The sequence below is a fragment of the Rhizobium leguminosarum genome, from assembly GCF_004123835.1.
In the GTDB taxonomy this organism is placed as follows: domain Bacteria; phylum Pseudomonadota; class Alphaproteobacteria; order Rhizobiales; family Rhizobiaceae; genus Rhizobium; species Rhizobium leguminosarum_M.
The window spans coordinates 462,154-482,231 of sequence record NZ_MZMU01000010.1 but is presented as its reverse complement, the minus strand read 5'-3'; the positions used below and the strand labels follow the sequence as shown (position 1 = coordinate 482,231).

The window sequence follows — 20,078 nt, the reverse complement described above, 5'->3', positions numbered from 1 at the left end:
TTAGCATTTCTCAAAGAGGGGAACGCGTCAAGGGGTGTTTGTTCGTGTCGAGTGCGTTAGAATTTCCGGAAATTTCAGGGTGATTTTCGAGGTACCCAGCTTAAGATTTTCGAAGATCAGGATGGTAGCTATTTTTGGGATTTTTATCCTAAGATGGTTTCGCTGGCATTGAGTCGCTCGCGTCGCAGTCGGAGAATGAGCACACACTGACATCGAGGATCAGGGCTACGCGGGTGCCGAAGACCAACGAGTCTTCAGGCGGAAGCGACTGAACAGCCAAGTTTCTTGCAGGCTATCACGCGTCTTCATGCATTTCGCCGATAACGATGGTCTGGACAGACCCGGCGAACTCATAATCTAGTTTCCAACGTCCTTCGTCCTGGCGGACGAAAAAAAACGTCGCCCCGTCTCCGGGAGGCGGTCGGGTGGCTGTCACGGTGCATCCATAGTCAACGGCTGAGTACTCAAACTCAAAGCACTCCCGTTCCACGATATCTTCGTCGATGCTGTTCGCGAAAGGGTACGGAGCGTACATTGCCGCGGTATGAATTGAGTGGACGGTGGTTATCAGGTTCCCATCGTCTTTGCCTGTCAATTGGGCACTCGCAATGCAGCCTCTGTGCTCGTCTCCGGAGAGGAACACGACATGTTGGATGCGCTGAGAAGCAATAAATCCTAGAACCTCTGCCATGCTGGCGGGATATCCGTCCCAACCATCCGAATGCAGCGCGCTCAGGTTGCTAGATGTGAGACGGGCATCGCGCTGAATTGCGCGGCGATGGCGTGGAAGGAACATCGCGGGTGTCACGATAAACTTGGGTCCGGGGCGCGAGTCCTTGAGCCAGCACTTGAGCTTTCCCATCGTTTCGTTGTCGCCGGGCTGAAACAAATGTGCGCGCTCGAGGCTTGCATCGACTCTACGATGTGACCTTTCAGTCCGGGTATCCAGCATAAAGAAAGGATACCCGTCGAACTCGAACGCCTGCAGGTCCGCGTTCATCCCGCGTTGGTATTTGCGGAACGCCTTCTTGCCGGCCCTCAGCTTTTCTTGATTGCACTCAAGATCCGGGTCGGAGAGTGGCTCCCAGTTGTCGTCGATTTCGTGGTCGTCCAAGAGCATGAAGGATGGAATGCGACGTAGGACGTTGCGTACGCTTGGCTCTCTCAACCAAGTCTCGTATGGAAGCCGATAACGATCATCCTCCTGGGCTGGATCGTAGAGGCCGGCAGTCGGATCCACATACACCTGATCCCCAACGAAGAGGGCGAATTTCGGTTTGATGCCCTTAGCAGCATCGACCCGTTCGCCAACGCGGGAGTATGATCGGTAAGCAAGCGCTGCATCCACAAAGCCTGCGGGGTATTGGCACGAGGCTATGATGAAGCTTGTGCCGCTCGGCAACGGACCCACCGGAGCCGCCTGGGGAGGATCGTACGGGACAACTCCGTCCATCAGATCGCGCCCGCCTTCGACGAGTCGGTCCAATGCTGCCTGCCCAAATGAATCGCCCTGCTGCAAGGACGTGGGAACGGCGCTGGCGTTCTGGTCGGGTCGCGACCGGTTGACCGCGGCCAGCGCAGCTTCCGAAAACCGTTCGAAAACCCGATAGTCAAATCCCACAACTTCCTTTGTGGGATCGGCGTTAGACCTTAGGTGGTCCGCTTCAAAGACCTTCTCGTCTTTGGAAACTGCATAGAAACTTTCCGGAACGAATGGCGGCGTGACTCTGTCCTCCGCATAGGCGAGGAGCACAAGCAGTGCATTGCCGGGGGAACCCGGCATGGACTGCGGAAGCGGCGCTTCGAAAACAGCCCAGCCGTCCTTTTGCAGGTCTGGTGACCAGTAGATCATCATGTGCGTCGTTACGTAGCTTAGGTCCCATGGCAGGCCATCCGGCCTGCCGATACCATTCTCATCGACCCGAACGCGCAACATGATGACGGCCTCTGCTCTCCGCAGATAAGGCACCGACCCGAGTCGTATGACGAGAGCAGTTCTGCCTTGCTGGGGTTCCACCGTAAGGACCGGCCCGATCCATGGCGGGTATGCCGTGACCTCGGTGTCGGGCGTGCCGGCCTTCGGAAAATTCGAGTCGAGGAACTGCTCGATTCTTCTCAGCGTCGCGTGCCTTGGCTTTCCCACCACCGCGTCTTGATGGCCCGCACCTTTGTTGAGGAACGGCTCATCATAGATGCGCCCTGCGTCTTTCAGAACTTTTCGCATGCGGTCCACGGTTGAAGGATGAGTGAGGCCGGTATCCGTGCCATGAATGCTGAGAGTCGGAAAATTCCAATGAGCCGCGAAATTATCGCGCGACACGAGTTCATTCTTGCCATGGAAATCCGTCATCATGGCGTAGCGCACGAAGTGCAAGGTCTTCGATACGGTCTTTAGGCTCATGGCACCGAAGTGTTCTTTGATAAATCGGAGTGTGTGCGGATCCATGTTCGCAGCATTGAAGGCACGGCCGTAGAGTGCATCCATACGATGACGCGTGCGTGTCCATGGAGTTCGCTTCCACGGCCAAACCGGATTCTCAATGTCGAATTCTTCGATTGGATAAGGAAGCGTCGATAGTACCCGATCCCAAAGGTCGTCAGCAAGAGTGGGACTCTGCGGATTGAAACTGTAGGCATCCGGCAGAAACTCAAGCAGATAACGCAAAACGTAGGCGCGGAAAATGTTGGCCGGTGTGAACACCATCAGAGGACCGACCTGAATAAACGCCGCGCGGTCCACTATCTGGCCCAACTTTCCCGAGAGTGCGGCAATGCTGAAGTAGACCGCTCCCATGCAGTGAGCGATGACATCGACCTTGTTGCCGTTTGCCTGTGAGGCGACGAACTTCAAAACGGTGGTGACGTCCTCCGCGCCCACTTGGTCGAAACTCCAAGCATCCGCCGCGGTCGGATGCGCGGGACTTATCCTTAAGTCAGCAATCCAGACGTCCCGACCCGTCTTCCAGAAATAGCTGGCAAAGTTCGGATCTACAGCGTGGTGGGCGAATGTCGTTCCACCTGCGCTGTACCCGTGAAACATCACCAGCGGTCGCTTCGCCGTACCAGGATTTGGATATCGGGTCAGCAGCAACTTAGCCGTAGACGTGTTGCCTCCGAGATCGGGCTTTCTGGGTCCGATGACAATCGTTTGCCTCACCGCTTGGACGGTACCGCCCCCAGGTATTTTGAGAACGGCCGGTGGCCTGAAGTCAATGGGTTTCGTTGGCCCTGTGTCCTTGTCAGGGGCACGGAAACTCCAGATATGCAATCCGAGCAGAAGCCGTAGGAAGAAGCCGAAGAAGGTGGCGAGTTCAGCTAGAGCGGCGACGCCGTCGCGCTGCCTAGTTATCCGGAAGAGCGGCACTCCCAAGCGAGCGAGATAGTTGGGGTCAAGCCTCAGCACCCGTTCCGCCGGCGTTCCCTCGGCCGCCGGAAACCTCTCCAATGCGACCTCCATGAGTTGCCGCCAGGGATTGCAACGGCGTTCGTACGTGAATCTCTTTGTGCCAACAATGCGGTGGTCGTCGGGGGACAATGCGAGGCCCTTGTCAGGCTCCCCTACCTCAAGTTCATATACGAACGCCCTGATTTCGCCCGACCGGCTGGCGATCGCCAGGCCCGATCGGACACGCTGCCAGAACCCTGGTCCTCCATCCCCATCGACGAGCGCTTGGTAGACATCACGGAGGCCGCGATTCAGCAACCACGCGCTGCCTGCGCGCCAAATCCTTCCGACCACCCATGTCGCTTGACGCTCAAAGATACGAAGAGTGCCCGTTAGCGGCGCGCTAAATTCGGCTGCCTCATCGAATTGGTCTTCCTTAAGTCCCGAAGGAGCCCAGGTCTGCTGGAGTAAGTTCCACTTCTTGACGGGATAAATCCGGAGCATACTTCGCACTGAATGCGTGGATGCCTCAGAAACCTTCAAGGTTGTGCTGTTACTCGCACCGGAAATTAGTTTGGCAAGCTCTGTCTGTTCAAAGCGAAGTGTAATCTCCACTATTTTCTCGACAACCGATCCATCGTTACCTCGCAGGGGTACCGGGCCGACGAGCCGCTCAATGCACTCGACGGCGGTGCCCGGTTCTGAGAGGGCCTTGTCTGTATCGCGGAAGGTGGGCCTGCTCAGCTCCGCAGTTGAACCGGCTTGTGGCGGTAGTTGATAGCCCCAATTATCTGCCAAGTTCTCAGCCGCACGAAGTGCGATTGCAGCGATGGTCAAAGCAGGATTCGTGCCTAGTGCAGTTGGTACAATCGAGCCATCTAGCACCACTAGCCCATCATGGACCGGAACACCGTCATCCGTCGAGAATACTCGACCGAGGTGGTCGACGACCCCGTCGCCCCCGCAATTGCCCATGGTACACCCTCCGAGCGGGTGTACGGTAGTGAGCGGACCGCGCTTGTTCTGCAGCAGCCACGACATGTTGTCGGGGAGTAGCTTCCAAAAGGGGTTCGGGATCATGCGCCCGCCAGAGGTTCCTATGAATTCCGCAAGCGTATTGACCTCCTTGTCGAACACGGGGTGATCCGGCAGTTCATCCCAACGCATCCTTGCGGTGCCATCGTCCTCACAACGTCTTTCGGCATCGAGTTCGAGATGCCCGGCAGCTCCATCGTCGGCCATCACCGCATAAACGGCCGAATTCTGCACTCGGGCAGCAGGAGTTGTATAGTTATCGTTCGGGAAGCCTTGCTTGTGTTTCGTCCAATCGATCTGATCGAGGCTGTGAAGCGCATCAACTGTAGAGAAGATTTCGGTAAAGGCGATGCGCAGGCTTGCCGGGACCGACAGTTCTTCGATCAGCACCCCCGCATCCTGGCGCAGATCAATGACGCCCGTAATGGTCGGACCGATTGCGCGCTTCGATGGTTGCACGGCCTCGTCGGCGACCGTGTTTACGGAAGTCGATGTGGCGTAGTCGGTTATCAGCATGTCGCCGTTTGTGGAACAATGATTTCCGAGGTGAGGAGCTGAGAGTGACAGGCCGAGTTCCTGCGAGCGTTTCATAATCTCGTAAGAGCCCAACGTGCCCGCGGCCACGATTACCTTGCTCGCCCGCACCCTCAGGACTTCGCGATCGCGGGCTCTCAGGGTCGCGTTAGTGTAAACGCAATTGACGATCCAAAATCCATTACCTGGTTCAATGCTGAGGACCGTTGCGCCGCTGAATATTTCCGCGCCATGCTGCTGCGCGGCCACGAGCAGGTTCACGTCAAGTGAGTTCTTTGCCCCGAAATTGCATCCGGTTGCGCAATCGCCGCAGCGCCGGCACTTGCTTAGCCTCACGTGGCCAGAACTCAACGTCTCCCGCATCGCAACGGTGATAGCTGCGTCGCGAAAATTCGACGGGGCGACCTTCCGTATCGACCGATACTTTTGGGGAGGGCCATCCGGGTGCTTTTGTATGGTGTTAAGGTCATCCGGAATTCCTCCTCCGAGCAGCTCGCGAGCTCGCTCGAAATACTCCATCCAGGTGCCGAGACTACTGAGCTGATGTGGCCACCGCTTCTGGAATACGCTTTCCAACGGGATTTCCAGAACCCCGGCATTAATAAGGGACCCACCGCCGACGCCATTTGCCACGACCGTTGTCACTTCCGGCCCGATACGAACATCGAAGAGCCCCTCTTTGTTGCCGTCACGGCGGACGTGCCGCGGCAATTCCGCTAACCCGCTGGGAAAGGAGCCGGGTAGATATTCTCTACCTCGCTCCAGCACTCCTACCTTCAAAACCCGGCCCCCGGTGGTACGTCCAGCCAAAGTGAATGCGGCCATGGCTCCGCCGTAGCCGCTTCCCACGACTAACACATCAAAATGGAGATCCTCGGGGGCTTTGCGCACCCGATCGATGAGCCCCTCGAATCCTTGCGAGATCCAAGCTGTCTTGGAATTGTTATCCGTGCTCATCCGACCCTCCGCAATTCGGCGGTGTCGTGCTAACGGCAGGACCGCAATGATCGCGACACTCGACGGCACTTTCGTTTTGCACGCCAGGAATGCTTCAGGAGATATCTCGTGCGACCGCTTGATTGGCCGGGGCGCACGAGAATGGAGTGTCCGCTTCCCCCTTAGCGATTGCTAAATAATATGCGAGAGTGCCAAGCTCGGCGAGAGGAATTTGCACTTTGACGCGAAAAGTGCTTTTCGCGCGACCCTTGTTCACGCCCGGACTCGTGCCATGGAAGAGATTGCGAAAACGCTCGAAGGCTTTCTGCCACTGGACCTGCTCCGTCGCATCCACGGCGCTCGCGGAGAGCGGCCTGCGTCGGTAGAGTTCTCCGCTGCGGTTATATTTGTGGATGTTTCCCGGTACACGGCGCTCGTCGAACAACTGGCCCGGCGCGGCAAGGAGGGGCTCGCTCAGATTCCACGGCTGCTGAGTCTTTCTTATGCACGCTGCGCGGAACTCATCTGCGGCCAGGGTGGCGAGGTGCTGTATTTCGCCGGAGATTCTCTTCTCGCCTATTGGGACGCCGACAAGACGGGACTTTCCAGTGCCGTGAAAACTGCGGCTGACTGCGCGCGAGCTATCTGCGAGGAGAGCCGAAACGGCGCAATATCCGAGTCCACCCCGGAGCGACCGACGCTTCATATCGGCGTTGGTGCAGGGCAACTGTGGATAGCGGCGGTTGGAGGCGAGCCTGTCTGGAATCTGGTCGCGGCCGGTGACGCCGTAAGGCAGGCCGCCCGATCTCATTCTCTGGCTCGCGGCTGGGAATTCGTGCTGTCCCAGGAGGCTTCCATAGCGTTAGCGGGCGAGAGCCTGGTGGGAACTGGCACTGCCGAGGGAATTCCTTCCGTACGGTCGCTGGATCCCGAGTGGCTCATTGGGTTCCTTCCGATGCCGTTGCAGGAAATCCTAAGAGAGTCGACCCCAATTCTGCCGAAGGAAGACGAGTGGCAACTCGATGCACGCAAGAGCAGCCAGCGAATCGTACGGCCGGACGCCCTCGCAGAAATCAGACCGGTTTCCGTAGTCTTCGCGCGAATCAGTGGGCTTGAAGACCAGCGTGCGAGCGCCTTGGCTGCGCACCAAAAGGTTTCTGCCTCTCTGCAGAGGATATCGATCCAAAATGGCGGGCCTGCCGGCGAACTGCTGTTCGACGACAAAGGGCTCATTTTTATTTCGGCGTTCGGTGCACGGGGCGCGTTTCACCGCGACGACCCTACTCGCGCCATCCTGACCGCCCTCTCCATCCACCAGAGCGTCAAGCAGCTCGGCCTTATTGCCTCAATCGGGGTGGCCACGGGCGAAGCGCTTTTCCGCGTCGTGGGCAGCCTACGTCGCCGGCAGTTGATGGTCCTCGGTACGCCGGTCAATCGGGCGGCTCGCCTTGTTGCTACTGCGTCCGACGATGTAATCTGCGACGAGCCGACGGAGCGCGCGAGCCGGGCGGCATACACGTTCGACCGGTGCGGCAGCCTGCAGCTAGAGGGTCTCGGAGACATTGCATCTGTTTTCCGCCCGCTCGAACTCAGCTTCAAACCGACGCCCCAGTCGATACTCATAGGGCGTGAAGGCGAAATCGCATTTTTGGACAATGTCTTCCAGGAGGTAAGACAGGGCGATAGTCGACTTGTTATGGTAGTAGGTGAGCCGGGCATCGGGAAAACAAGGCTGATCGCAGCGTTCACGGAAAACCTGCGCATGGCTGGCATCGATGTCTCGGTCTCCCCTGCCGAGCGCGACGATCGGCGCAGTTCGCTTCTGGCTTGGCGGCACGTGCTTGAAGGCCTTCTGGGGCTGCCGCCCAATGCCGAGGGATCCGTCATTCTCCAGGGCATCAACGCGCGACTGCATGCGGCGACCTGGATAACGGACCGCCTCCCGTTGCTCAGCGACGTTCTCTCGATCGATATTCCTCAGAATGAAGGCACACGGCATCTGGAAGGCGCTCATCGTGCCGACGCGATGATGCGCCTTCTTGGCGATCTGGTGGGAGCCCTCGCACCGCGCCCGCTCGCGCTTGTGCTAGAGGACTGCCAGTGGCTGGACTCCGCCTCATGGCGTCTTGTCGAGTGGGTCCTCGGGTCGGTCCCGGCATTGTTGCTGGTGCTTTGCATACGCTCCGGGGAAATATCTGACGAGTTCCTGCATCTGCGGAGGCGCACCGAGGCAGCGAATGTCAACGCTCCGTGGTCGGAGGCAGACGACGTCGCAAGGATGTGCCGGATCCTTGAGCTCGACGAGTTGAACGACACCTCGATAAAGGAGCTCGTCGGCCAAACGCTGGGAGACGAGCGTCCGCATGACGAGCTCGCCGGCCGAATTGCAACCCTGTCAGGAGGTAATCCCTTCTTCGCGGAAGAAATTGCCCTGACCTTGAAAAGCGAGGGATTGATCGCGGTCCGAGACGGACTGTGGCGTCCCATCCGGCCACTTCAAGACTTATATCATTTCGAAGGCGTCGAACGGGTGATCAGAGAACGGATCGACCGCCTTGACGGCACCTCTCAGGATGTCCTCAAGGCCGCCGCGGTTGTTGGGAGGTCATTTAGCATTCTCGAACTTCAGGCGCTCCTGCGTGACGAGGTGGGCGAGCACAGCCTGCGTCTTGCAGTGGAAAGGCTGGTGGATGCGCATCTCGTTCGCCAGTTCGGCCAAAGCGGACGTTATGAGTTCCGTCACGATCAGACGCGGGACGTGGTTTACGGGTCCATACCCACTGACCTGCGTCTCGAGTTGCATGAAAGGTTGGCTCACTGGCTCGAGTGCAGTCAGCTCGAAACTCTGGGCGGCGATTTGTCCCTGCTGGTGCAGCACTTTGAGGCATCGAACAACAAGGAAAAAGTCGTCAAGTATGCCGATTTAGCGGCCACGAGGGCGCTGCAAATGGGAGCCTTTCGGGAGGTCGAGGCCTTCCTGAACATTTGCATGGCTCACGAGGCGAAGGACGCGAATTGGTCACCTGAGCAAAGACTTCGGGCTGTTCAGTGGCGCAGGAAACTCGCGGAGGCCCACTACAGTCGCGGCGACATCCATGCTCAAGGCGTCGCGATACGAAGGGCGCTCAGCATGGCCGGGCACCCTGTTCCGAACTCTTCTGCGATGACATTCGTCCGTTTCACCGCTAACGCCGCTCGGCTTGCTCTTCAGCAGCTTATGCCGTCACATTTCTCAAAAATGATTGGTCGCGAGGACCTGCGAGCATGGGAGCGCGAGATGGCACGCTGCCTGAACCAGGCGGCCACGGTCGACTACTTTGAACTGCGTTTTACACGCGGGATGTGCAATCTATTCGAGGCCGTGTCACGGGCGGAGCGCACAGGATGGACGATAGAGCTGGCCATCGCTTCGTCACAACTCGCCTGCGGCTTCGGAATCATGGGACGACGCAACGTTTGCCAATATTTTATGGCCAAGGCAGAGCGGATAGCAATCGAACTCAAAGACCCCGCGATCCAGTCGCACGTGTATGGCATCGACGCGCTCTGGCAGGTCGGTCGCGCAGAATGGGCGGCGCTGGATAGGAGGATTGCGCAGGCTCAGGAACTCTGCGTACGAGCAGGAGACCAGTTGCGGTGGTGCAACGCGGAGACGGTGCGTTTCTGGTCGTTATATTACCGCGGCGATCAATCCGCGCTCGACCCGTCCGCCAGCGCGCTTTTGGCGCGCGCTCAGAACGCTGGGAATATCCAACAGGAGATCTGGGCTCTTCGGTGCAAGGCGCTATGCGCGCTGAACGCTGATCAGCCAAGAGTGGCCGTCGACATTCTTCGTCTTATTACGTCGGCAATGTTCGGGTCAGTGGATCAAGCAGCACAAATATCGGTAAAGGGGACGCTTTCCTTGGCGCTCGCTCGGACGGGCAACCATGCGGAGAGCGTGATCGCCGCAGCCGAAACTCTCCGCCTGCTGAGAGCGTCGAACCGCCCCACTTCCCATAGCACCCTGGTGGGCCTCTCGGGCATATGTGAAGTCTTCCTACGCGGCCGAGAAGCCAATCTTTCTCGTGAGTACGAAGAATGGCGGCAGTGGGAGGCGCAGGCGATCCGAGAACTCAGGCGGTACACCCGAGTGTTCCCGATCGGAGCACCTCAGCTCGCGTTGTGGTACGGCATGTCCCTTTGGCTGGAAGGACGCGAGGACTATGCGACCTCCATCTGGAAGGAGGGAATGGCTTTGGCGCAACGCCTGTCGCTCAGACGCGACGAGGTGATTATTGCCGCCGAGTTGCGTCGACGACGGGACCGCTTGTAGAACGCTGGCAGCGTAAATCGCCGCTGGAAGACTGCCCCGCCACCTCTGGCTACCATTCGAGAAGCGCACTTCTCGACCGGATCAACTTTCCGATCAAGCAACCATTGTGACGGGTATTATTCACAGGCTCGATTGTCTTGTGGCAGTATTCTAAGTTGCGCCATTCGATCTCATCGGCGAGCTGGAGTTCGCCGAGGTGGTGGACGACCGTAAGCGGTGTCCCGCTTCCATATTTGACTGAGGTGCGCCGTGGAACCGGCTCTTTCTTCAGATGTTCCTCTCGATCAGCAGGGAGCTCTCAAATGACCTACGTCGCATCGCCAAGCTACGACCGTAACGACGCCAGCCGCGCTTCGAACCTCCGTCAGTGTCTCGATACCGCCAGACACCACCTCGATGAGACTTCGCACAACTCGGAAACCGAGAAAATCGAAACGCTCGTGGCTTCCGCCATCGAGGCGGGTTGGGAAGAGGATGAAGTGCGCGAGGCACTGAGCGCCGGCGACGAGCAGGGAGACAAGATACAGGAGCGCAAACCACCCGTCCCAACGATTGGGGTGGTCCCTTCGTCATCTTTCTGACCAGTGGCGGACGCTAACGCGGTCCGGGCAAGCGGCGCCATGTATCTCGCCGCCTAATCACCTGTGCGGATAGTTGGCCAATCGCTACCACTTTGGCGCCGAGTGGTGTTCCGTCGGGCGTGCTCAAGACGCTCGATGTCCGGCAGGACCAAAGCGCGCAGAAGCGGCCCGCGCGTTGGATCTCCTGGCTCTGGAGGCCGGTCGGCAAGAAGACCCGTCCAAACCCTCCGGCGTGATCCTCTCTCCAGCAAACCATCTGACTGTGGCCTGACAATTGTCGGCGCCGACCTAGTTAGTCACCGACGGCCGGGGATGGCGACCGTCGGGCTTTTGAAAACTCGAAATCAACGACAAGAGGATAAGTTGATGAAAAGGACGTTCTTATATTATTGCGCTTTAATATCCGCGCTGTCGGCGGTGACAGCGCCCATTGTCGGCGCGCCGGCTCTCGCCGAAGAGTTTGTTGCTTCGCAGAGCAAGACGGTCGTCGAAACCAACAAGGGCAGTCTCGTCGGCGCACTCGACGATGGCATCTACAGCTATCTTGGCGTTCCCTACGCACATGCCGACCGCTTCATGCCGGCGGAAGAGGTCGCGCCTTGGAAAGGCATCCGTCCTGCAGTCACCTATGGTGAGAACTGCTTCATCCCCCGAATGAAGGAAGTGGCCGGCGACGAACTCTTCAATCCGCACCGCTATCTGCCGATGAGCGAAGCCTGCCAGTTCCTGAACATCTGGACGCCAGCGATCAAGGACGGAAAGAAACGGCCGGTCATGGTTTGGATCCATGGGGGCGGCTTCACCAATGGCTCCGGCATCGAGCTGACCTCTTATGACGGCCATAATCTGAGCAAGGACGGCGATGTCGTCGTCGTCACCCTCAACCACCGGCTCAACGTGCTCGGCTTCCTCGATCTTTCCGCCTATGGCGAGAAGTACAAACGATCGGGCAATGCCAGCGTCACAGATCTCGTCGCTGCGCTGAAATGGGTCCACGACAATGCTGAAGCCTTTGGCGGCGATCCCGGTAATGTGACGATTTTCGGCCAGTCCGGCGGTGGCTACAAGGTGCGCGCCCTGATGGGGACGCCTTCGGCGAAGGGCCTCTTCCAGAAGGCGATCGTTCAGAGCGGCTCGCGGACCGATTCCGTCATCGATCAGGCGTCCTCGCGGAAGGTGGCCGAATTGACGCTCGCCAATCTCGGTCTCAAGGCCAGCGACATCGACAAGCTTGCCGACGCGGACTATTACGATCTCCTTGCGGCAGCCGACAAGGCCGTCAAGGAGGCGACCGCCCAGGGCGCGAAGGACGCCCGCTATGCACCCGTTCAGGACGGCGACTACATTCCGGCAAACCCTGTCGGGACACAGTGGGTCGACCAGGCCAAGGACATTCCCCTGATGGTCGGGAACACCCTCAACGAGTTCGAGACGGTGATCAATCACAAGGCGGGCGAGCTCCTTGCCGACAACAAGAACAACTGGGACGAAGACAAGTCTCAGGCCAAGCTGAAGGAGCGCTTCGCCGACAAATCCGACGCGGTCGGCAAGGCATTCATGGCGGCCTACCCCGAGAAAAAGATCGCCGACGCCTATTTCCTGGATCTGCGCTTCCGGCCGGGCGCCATCCGTGATCTCGACCTGAAGGCGAAGCAGAACGGGGCTCCGGTCTACTCCTACATGTTTGCCTACGAGTCACCGGTCCTGGATGGCATTGCCATGGCCTGGCATTGTGCGGAACTGCCCTACGTGTTTGCCAACGCCGCCCTGGTTAAGACGTCGACCGGCGGTGGCAGCGATGCGCTCACGCTTTCCAGGAAGGTGAGCCAGGCCTGGGTCAACTTCGCGCGCAACGGCAAGCCGAGCGCCGAGGGCTTGCCCGACTGGCCGGCCTACACAACCGACAAGCCGGCGACCATGGTTCTCGACAAGCAGTCCCGCGTGACAGTCGATCTCGATCGCAAGCTGCTGCAGGCTGCAGGCGCCCTTTAACGCCAATTGGACATACAGCGCCGGCTGGCATAGACCCGGCCGGCGCCGGCAGCGGCTGGCCGTGGGTCAGCCATCGACATCCGTGGAGATCGTCACCTCCTTGAAGGCGTCGAGCTCAGCCAACCGCTCGACTAGTGCTTTGCGGATCGAGGCATAGCTGCCGGCGCCGAGCGCCAGCCGCTTCGGAGCCGAATGTTGTTCGGCAGCCTCGATCATCGCCTGCGCCATCTTGACGGGGTCACCCTTGGCTTCGAACGTGCCGTCGGCGATGGCGCGGCGGATTTCGCCGGCGGCGTCGCGTCATAGGCTTCCATCGGTTGCGGCGCGACCAGGCCGCGCCCGAAATCGGTCCGCGCCGGACCTGGCTCGGCGATGATGAACTCGATGCCGAAGGGGGCGACCTCCTGCGAAACGGCTTCGATGAAACCTTCGATGCCCCATTTGGTCGCATGGTAGAGGCTGAAATTCGGATAGGCGATCTGCCCGCCTTCCGAAGACACCTGCAGGATGCGGCCGCCACCCTGCGCCCGCATATGCGGCAGCGCTGCCCGGGTCACCTGGATCGAGCCGATCAGGTTGGTATCGATCTGATGGCGGATCTGTTCGTCGCTCACCTCCTCCGCAGCGCCGAACAGGCCGTAGCCGGCATTGCTGACGACGACGTCGATCCGGCCCATCGCTCCAAAAGCGGCGTCGACGACTGTGCGCACCGCCCCATCATCGCTGACGTCAAGTGTCGCGATCCAAAGGCTGTCGCCGTAACGCGACGTCAAATCGTCGAGCGCTTCCGGCCTGCGCACCGTCGCCGCGACGCGATCGCCGCGCGCCAGCAGTTTTTCGGTCATGATGCGCCCGAAACCGGAGGAGGCGCCCGTTATCATCCATGTCTTTGCCATTGTCTTAGCCCTTCATGCCGCGGGATTGCGGCTGCTCTTGAAGTTAAAGATAGATAAGCCTATTCCTGCTTCCATCCGTCGAATGCTGCATGAGTTGGTGAATTTTAGCCATGAATTACAAGCCGACCCTTGCCGATCTGAGAGCCTTGTCTGCCATCGTCACTCATCGCAGCTTCCGCAAGGCCGCTGACGAGTTGGGCCTGTCGCCTTCGACGCTCAGCCATATGATGCGTTCGCTCGAAGCAAATATGGGCGTTCGGCTTCTCAACCGGACGACCCGCAGCGTCGCGGCGACGGAAGCCGGCGAGCGCCTCGTCACCCGTCTGACGCCACTGTTCAGGGATTTCGATCTGGCGCTCGATGAGGTCAACGAATTCCGCGGCCATCCCAGCGGCACATTGCGGATCAATACCAGCGAGATCGCCGCGCGGGTGCTGCTCGATGCCGCCGTCCCGACCTTTCTCACCCGCTATCCCGACATATCGCTCGATCTCGTCACCGACAATCGGCTCGTCGATGTCGTTGCCGACGGTTTCGATGCCGGCATAAGACTTCGCGAGGCGGTGCCGCTCGATATGATCGCGGTGGAATTCGGCGGCGATACCCGCTTTGTCTCCGTCGCTTCGTCGGCCTATCTCGCCGCGCATCCGGCGCCGCAGACACCGGACGAATTAAAGACCCACGCCTGCATCCGCTTCCGGCTGCCAAGCGGCAAGCTCTTCCGCTGGGAGTTCGAAAAACACGGCCACGAGCTTGCCGTCGACGTTCCGGGCGTGCTGACGCTCGACCATGTCGAGCTGATGGCGCAGGCAGCGGCAAAGGGGCTCGGCATCGCCTATGTCTCGGATCGCACCGCCCGGCCGTTTCTCGAAAGCGGCGCGCTCATCACCGTGCTGGACGACTGGTGCCCCGTAATTCCGGGCCTCTGTCTCTATTATCCCGGCCACCGTCACGTGCCGCAGGGTTTGCGGGCCTTCATCACGGTGCTGACCGAGGTCGAGCGTCACGGTCGATAGGCCGCCTTGGCCGAGTTTTGCCGATATCGGCCGCCTTCAGAATGCTTCGATCCGGGAGCTGATCCAGCGAACAAAGAGTGAGGCAGGCGGGGCGAGCCGCTCAAAGCTGCGCGCGACCAGCCAGTAGGCGCCGTGGACAACGGCAAGCTCGGACAGGCGAAGCAATCGGCCCGCCCTGATCTCTTCTTCGGCGAAGATATCGTCCATCAGCGCTATGCCCTGCCCGCGCAGGACCGCCTGCATGACCAGCCCGCCATCGGCATAAACCGGCCCCCGCGCGGTTTCCGGCATGGTGATGCCTGCCGTCTCGAACCAGCGGAACCACACGTCGCGGGTCTCCTCATGCAACAGCGTATGACGGAGCATGTCTTCCGGGCGGTCGATCGCAGGCCCTGCCTTGAGCAGCGCAGGTGCTGCGACCGGCACCATCCTGGCATCGGCAAGATGTCCGCTCTCCGTCCTCGGCCAAGCAGTCACGCTGGCGCTGTGGCGGATGGCGATCTCGGCCTGCCCGCCCCGGAACTCGATCAGGCGTGAATCGGCGTCGATCGTCACGTCGATCTCAGGATGCCGTTCCCGAAACTCCGGCAGGCGGGGAACGAGCCAGCACGCTGCAAAGGAGGGTTCCGCGCTGATCGTCACCGCTGCCGTTGCCGGCCGGCTGCGGATTTCTTCCAGGCATTCGTCGATCCGGTCGAAGGATAGCGTCAGGATCGCCAGCAGCTTGTTGCCCGAGGCGGTCAGATGGACGCCGCGATGGCGGCGCTCGAAGAGCGCTTCGCCCAGCAGCGTCTCCAGCTCGCGGATCTGCCGGCTGACCGCCGCCTGCGAGATGAACAGCTCCTGCGCTGCCAGCGTGAAGCTTTCGAGACGGCCGGCGACCTCGAAACTCCGCAAGGCCGTCAATGGCAGGCGTCCGCGTTTCATCCATAACCTCAAGTCATTCGAGGCCGACGATAAGCTCGTTTGAAGGCGCGAGGCAAGAGGCGGCATATGATCGCGAAGGAGAGATATCGATGCGCAGACGGATATTCGAGATCATATTGAACGCCATCCGGCTGGCGACGTTTCAGCCATGGCCAGGTGAAAGCGCTGGCCGAAGTGACAAATGCGACAGGACCCACTGTCGCCATGACATCAGCCCGGCACGGGTTCCAGATCGATCAGCGCCTTGATCGGCAGGTGGTCGGAGGCGATACGTGCGAGCGGCGTATCATGGGCTTCCACCTCCGAAATGATCCCCTTGCGGTTGGCGATGATCCGGTCGAGCGCCAGAAGCGGCAGACCGGCGGGGAAACTCGGGACGGCGGGCGGCAGCGGTCCAAAGGCGGATTGGAAGGTGTTGAGCGAAGAACGGTCGCCGAGCCGCCATTCGTTGAGGTCGCCGAGCAGGATGGTCGGCATCTCGTGCCTGTCTTTGATGAGCTCGACCAGTGTGCGGGCCTGCTGGGCTCTGTTGTGACGCAGCAGGCCGAAATGCGCGGCTATGATGCGCAGCACCCCGCCCTGCTCCAGCTCGATTTCGGCGACCAGCGCGCCGCGCGGCTCCAGCCCCGGCAGCTTGACCTGGTGCACGTCATGCACCAGCCCCTTCTTGAAGAGCACGACATTGCCGTGCCAGCCATGCGCCTTCGCCATGCCGGCAACTGGCACCGGGATCAGCCCCGTCTCTCGTTCCAGCCGGCCGAGATCGAGAATGCCGGTGCGCTCGCCGAAGCGTGTGTCGGCCTCCTGCAGCGCGATCACATCGGCGCCGATTTCATGGATCACCCGGCTGGTGCGCTCCGGATCGAAGCGGCGGTCCGTGCCGACGCATTTGTGCACATTGTAGGAGGCGATCAGCGTTCCCGCACTGCGCGGCCTTGCCTCCGTATGGGCTGCGTCGAGCCGCTTTTTCCTGCTCCTGATCGAGGCGAGAATGCTGGCGGGAAGGTTGTCTTTTCTGCCGTGCATCGGAAGGCGCACTTGTTCCGTTGATCGAAAAGGCTACTCACTCCGCAGTATAGGCGGCCGAGCGGAACTTGCCATGTCCGATCACAAAAAATCCGTCAGAGATAGGGCGAACCCAGCCATAGCACCTTCTCGAGCAGCCGTACCGCGAAGGGTCGCGCGCGCAGGCTCTCGAGCGTTACCGGCGTTGCCGCTTTCAAGGTTTCCTCGATGTGCTCGTCGATCTCGGCGGCGAAGCCCTCGTTCAGCACTTCGAGATCGACCTCGAAATTCAGCCGCAGCGAACGCGGGTCGAGATTGGAGGATCCGACATAGGCCCAGGTGCCGTCGATCGTCAGCAGCTTCGAATGGCTGAAGCTGCCGGTGGAGCGCCAGATACGGCAGTAGTTCTTGAGGATCTGATCGAATTGCGCCGTCATCGCCCGGTCGACCAGCACGAGGTTGTTGAGCGCCGGCACGACGATATCGACTTCGACGCCGCGCCGTGCCGCCGTCACCAGGGCACTGATGAGTTCACGGTCCGGCAGGAAATAGGGCGACATGATGCGGATCGATTGGCGCGCCACGGAAAAGGCGCCCATCAGCATTTTATGGTTGGTCTCGACGCTGCGGTCCGGGCCGGAGGCGACGACGCGCATCAAGATGGGATCGCCGGGGCTGCGCTGCGGCGGTTCGATGCGCCAGGCCTCGTCGTTCAACAATTCCTGCGTCGAGAAGCGCCAGTCTTCGGCGGCGAGGTCGAAAAGATCGGCCACGACCGGGCCGGTGACGCTGAAATGCGTGTCGTGGGCAAAGCTCTCGCCCGTCGCCTCCTCGCTGAAGCCCGCCCTGATGTTCATCCCGCCCGTCAGCGCAATTTTCCCGTCGACGATCAGGATCTTGCGGTGGGTGCGCAGATTGGCATAGGGCAGCCGCAAGCCCATGATGACATTGCCGTTGAAGACAGCGACCGTGACGCCGCCTTCGCTTAGATGGCCAAGAATGCTCGGCACCGAATAACGCGCACCGACCGCGTCGATCAGCACCCGGACCTCCACACCACGCCTGACCGCCGCAATCAGCGCATCGGCGATGCGAAGGCCGACCGCATCGCGGTCGAAGATATAGGTTTCGAGCAGGATGCTGCGCGTCGCCTCGTCGATGCTTGATTTCATCGCCGCATAGGCCTCGTCGCCGGTCTCCAGCATGTCGATCGTATTGCCTGATGTCAGCGGATTGCGCGTCACCCGGTCGCCCAGTGTCTGCAGCGCCGCAAAGCGGCGGCCGAACTGGCTGATCACCGTCTCGGCCTCGGCGTCGAAGGTCTCCAGTTCGTCGAATTCGGCCGCAAGCAGCAGCGCGTCGCGGCGGACACTCAACGATTTGCGGCGGATGCGGTTGATGCCGGCAATCGCATAGAGCAGCGCGCCGATGATCGGAGACAGGATGATGACGCCGACCCAGCCGATCGCGGCGCGCACCTCCTCCTTGGTCATGGCGGCATGGATCGCCGCCGCGGCCCCCATGGCGATCGAAACGACAAAGAGGATATGCGGCCAGTAGGTCGACAGGAGATAGAACATCGCTGGCGAATATAGCCGCGAAACGGCGGCGTTCAATCAGGCGGCCGCTCTCCCATGACGCGAATTTTTTCACCGTGACCATTTTGCCGGCCGGCGACCGACCGCGAATGCGCCGAAGCTATCCGCCTCCTACCCATTTCCGAAAGCGCGCATTCCCTAGCGGGAACAATGCCGGCACAGATCGATTGATCCCGAGGAGACTGAGGATCGCCATCATGAACATAGCTGCAAATGTCGGTCCGGCCCTGGCGCTCGAAGTGGCGGATGCCGACAGCATTGCCGAACTCCGGCGTCAGGCGGAAGGCTGCACCCGTTGTGATCTCTACAGGAATGCCACGCAAATCGTCTTCGGCGAAGGCCCTGTGAAAGCCGAGATCGTCCTCGTCGGCGAGCAGCCGGGTGACCAGGAGGATCTGACCGGCAGGCCTTTTGTGGGTCCCGCCGGCCGGCTGCTCGATCGCTGCTTGGAAGAGGCCGACCTCGACCGCCAGCGCTGCTATGTCACCAATGCCGTCAAGCACTTCAAGTTCACGCCGCGCGGCAAACGGCGGCTGCATGCAAAACCGAATGCCGGCGAGATCAGGCGTTGCGCCTGGTGGCTCGGCGCAGAGCTCACATCCTGCAGCCGAAGCTCGTCGTGACGTTCGGCGCAAGCGCGCTTTATGCGCTGCTCGGGCCGAAGGTGAAGCTGACGCCGGAGCGCGGCCATATCCTCTATCCGGCAAACCGTCCGCCTGTCCTGGTCACCATCCACCCCTCCTATCTCTTGCGCATTCGCGACGAGGCGGAGCAGCGCCGGCAGCGCTGGGATTTCGTCTCAGATCTGCACAAGGCGGTGGAGTTTCGGCCCCGGTGAAGGCCGATCCTCAACCCTAATATGCTGCGATGCGAAATATTTCCGGTTGCGGCGCGATTTCGCTTGAAAGAGTTCCACTCCTCTGGAACCATCCGAAGAGTATCGCGTTCGAACGACGGCATCATGTGACTGGAGATCAGCGATGGCAGAAACTCGGGAAGAGTGGATCAAAAAACGTGCATATACCCTCTGGGAAGAAGAGGGTTATCCGACAGGGCGAGATTCCATCCATTGGGAACAGGCACGACACGAGCGCGACACGCTCGAGGGTTCTGCTGCGTCTTCCGACGGCAAGGAAATCAAGCCCAAGGCGAAACGCAGCGTGACGGGCAGCAAGACGAACGGCGTCGTGACACCGGCACCGAAACGGACTGCGAGCCGCAAGACGGCGTCCTGAACACCGGAATACCGAGCACGTCGAGAGAAAAGGGCGTCGTCGCGACGCCCTTTGATCCTTCTTTGTCATATGCCTGAATTAGTTGTGCTTTATGGAATTTCAGAGGTGGGCTTCCATGCGGGGGTGAACAGAGGCCGGATGACGCTGCAAGCTTTGAGGCTTCCGAAAAAAATTGAACCTTCGCCCGATAACGGGGAACAAGAAGATACGATGACTGTTTATGGCGGAACGGGGAAGTTGCCATGAACAACGGTCATACCGAAATCCTCTTTTTAACCAGCAACCGCGTTTCGACTGCGATCGTGTGAAGGATGGAGATGTCGCTCCTGCTCATCGCCGCGTTGCTCTACCTCGGTCTCGCGCTCGGATTCATCCTTGTCGTCGACAATCTCGTCGGGCTGGTCTTCCGCGATCCGCGCGCGCCGGTGCAGCTGGTCTCCGTCTACATCGGCCGCGCCTTCGCCGCATCGCAGAAACTCTATCGAAAGTAACAGCCCGCAGGCGCCGTCCGCAGACTACTAAAACTGTTGAACGCCCGGCAGTTAAGGATATTTCGACCGCGCCCTTTCCCTCCTATCGGAAGCCTCTATGTTGACGGTTTGGAAGGGCTGAAGCCCGAGGTG

The 20,078-nt window shown here is 60.1% G+C and carries 10 protein-coding genes and 2 pseudogenes; 7 read left to right on the top strand and 5 right to left on the bottom strand.

What is annotated here, in order from left to right:
• Positions 1–295: 295 nt before the first annotated feature.
• On the bottom strand, positions 296–5,911 hold the full coding sequence (locus B5P46_RS15675; protein ID WP_129419447.1) for an alkaline phosphatase D family protein: 5,616 nt from the start codon (positions 5,909–5,911) through the stop codon (positions 296–298).
• Between the two features lie 271 nt (positions 5,912–6,182).
• On the opposite strand from B5P46_RS15675, the gene B5P46_RS15670 reads away from it, so the two are divergent.
• The 3 genes from B5P46_RS15670 (at position 6,183) to B5P46_RS15660 (ending at position 12,778) form a co-directional block, all read left to right on the top strand.
• A complete protein-coding gene (locus B5P46_RS15670; RefSeq protein ID WP_129419446.1) occupies positions 6,183–10,205 on the top strand; it encodes an AAA family ATPase in 4,023 nt (1,340 codons plus the stop codon).
• 302 nt (positions 10,206–10,507) lie between these two features.
• A complete protein-coding gene (locus tag B5P46_RS15665) occupies positions 10,508–10,786 on the top strand; it encodes a hypothetical protein (RefSeq protein ID WP_129419445.1) in 279 nt (92 codons plus the stop codon).
• A 366-nt stretch (positions 10,787–11,152) separates the two neighbouring features.
• A complete protein-coding gene (locus tag B5P46_RS15660) occupies positions 11,153–12,778 on the top strand; it encodes a carboxylesterase/lipase family protein (protein WP_129419444.1) in 1,626 nt (541 codons plus the stop codon).
• Positions 12,779–12,844: 66 nt separating this feature from the next.
• On the opposite strand, the pseudogene B5P46_RS15655 reads toward B5P46_RS15660, so the two are convergent.
• Positions 12,845–13,674, bottom strand: a pseudogene (locus B5P46_RS15655) (SDR family oxidoreductase).
• Positions 13,675–13,784: 110 nt separating this feature from the next.
• Here B5P46_RS15655 and B5P46_RS15650 point away from each other — a divergent pair.
• Positions 13,785–14,690 (top strand): LysR family transcriptional regulator, encoded by a 906-nt coding sequence (locus B5P46_RS15650; RefSeq protein WP_129419443.1) that lies wholly within the window; start codon positions 13,785–13,787, stop codon positions 14,688–14,690.
• 36 nt (positions 14,691–14,726) lie between these two features.
• Here the strand turns inward: B5P46_RS15650 and B5P46_RS15645 are convergent, their stop codons facing one another.
• The 3 genes from B5P46_RS15645 to B5P46_RS15635 all read right to left on the bottom strand — a co-directional run bounded on the left by B5P46_RS15645 (position 14,727) and on the right by B5P46_RS15635 (position 18,202).
• A complete protein-coding gene (locus B5P46_RS15645; RefSeq protein WP_129419442.1) occupies positions 14,727–15,617 on the bottom strand; it encodes a LysR substrate-binding domain-containing protein in 891 nt (296 codons plus the stop codon).
• Positions 15,618–15,827: 210 nt separating this feature from the next.
• Positions 15,828–16,643: an endonuclease/exonuclease/phosphatase family protein gene (locus tag B5P46_RS15640; protein WP_129419441.1), complete on the bottom strand. Its 816-nt coding sequence runs from the start codon at positions 16,641–16,643 to the stop codon at positions 15,828–15,830.
• A gap of 95 nt (positions 16,644–16,738) precedes the next feature.
• On the bottom strand, positions 16,739–18,202 hold the full coding sequence (locus B5P46_RS15635) for a phospholipase D-like domain-containing protein (RefSeq protein WP_129419469.1): 1,464 nt from the start codon (positions 18,200–18,202) through the stop codon (positions 16,739–16,741).
• 215 nt (positions 18,203–18,417) lie between these two features.
• Between B5P46_RS15635 and B5P46_RS15630 the strand changes: the two are divergent.
• The 3 genes and pseudogenes from B5P46_RS15630 (at position 18,418) to B5P46_RS34440 (ending at position 19,946) form a co-directional block, all read left to right on the top strand.
• Positions 18,418–19,058, top strand: a pseudogene (locus B5P46_RS15630) (UdgX family uracil-DNA binding protein).
• A 142-nt stretch (positions 19,059–19,200) separates the two neighbouring features.
• Entirely contained in the window at positions 19,201–19,455 is a 255-nt protein-coding gene (locus tag B5P46_RS15625) for a DUF2934 domain-containing protein (protein WP_129419440.1), read from the top strand.
• Positions 19,456–19,772: 317 nt separating this feature from the next.
• Positions 19,773–19,946 carry a hypothetical protein gene (locus B5P46_RS34440; protein WP_164986495.1) on the top strand — a complete coding sequence of 58 codons (174 nt, stop codon included), beginning with the start codon at positions 19,773–19,775 and terminating at the stop codon, positions 19,944–19,946.
• Positions 19,947–20,078 lie beyond the last annotated feature (132 nt).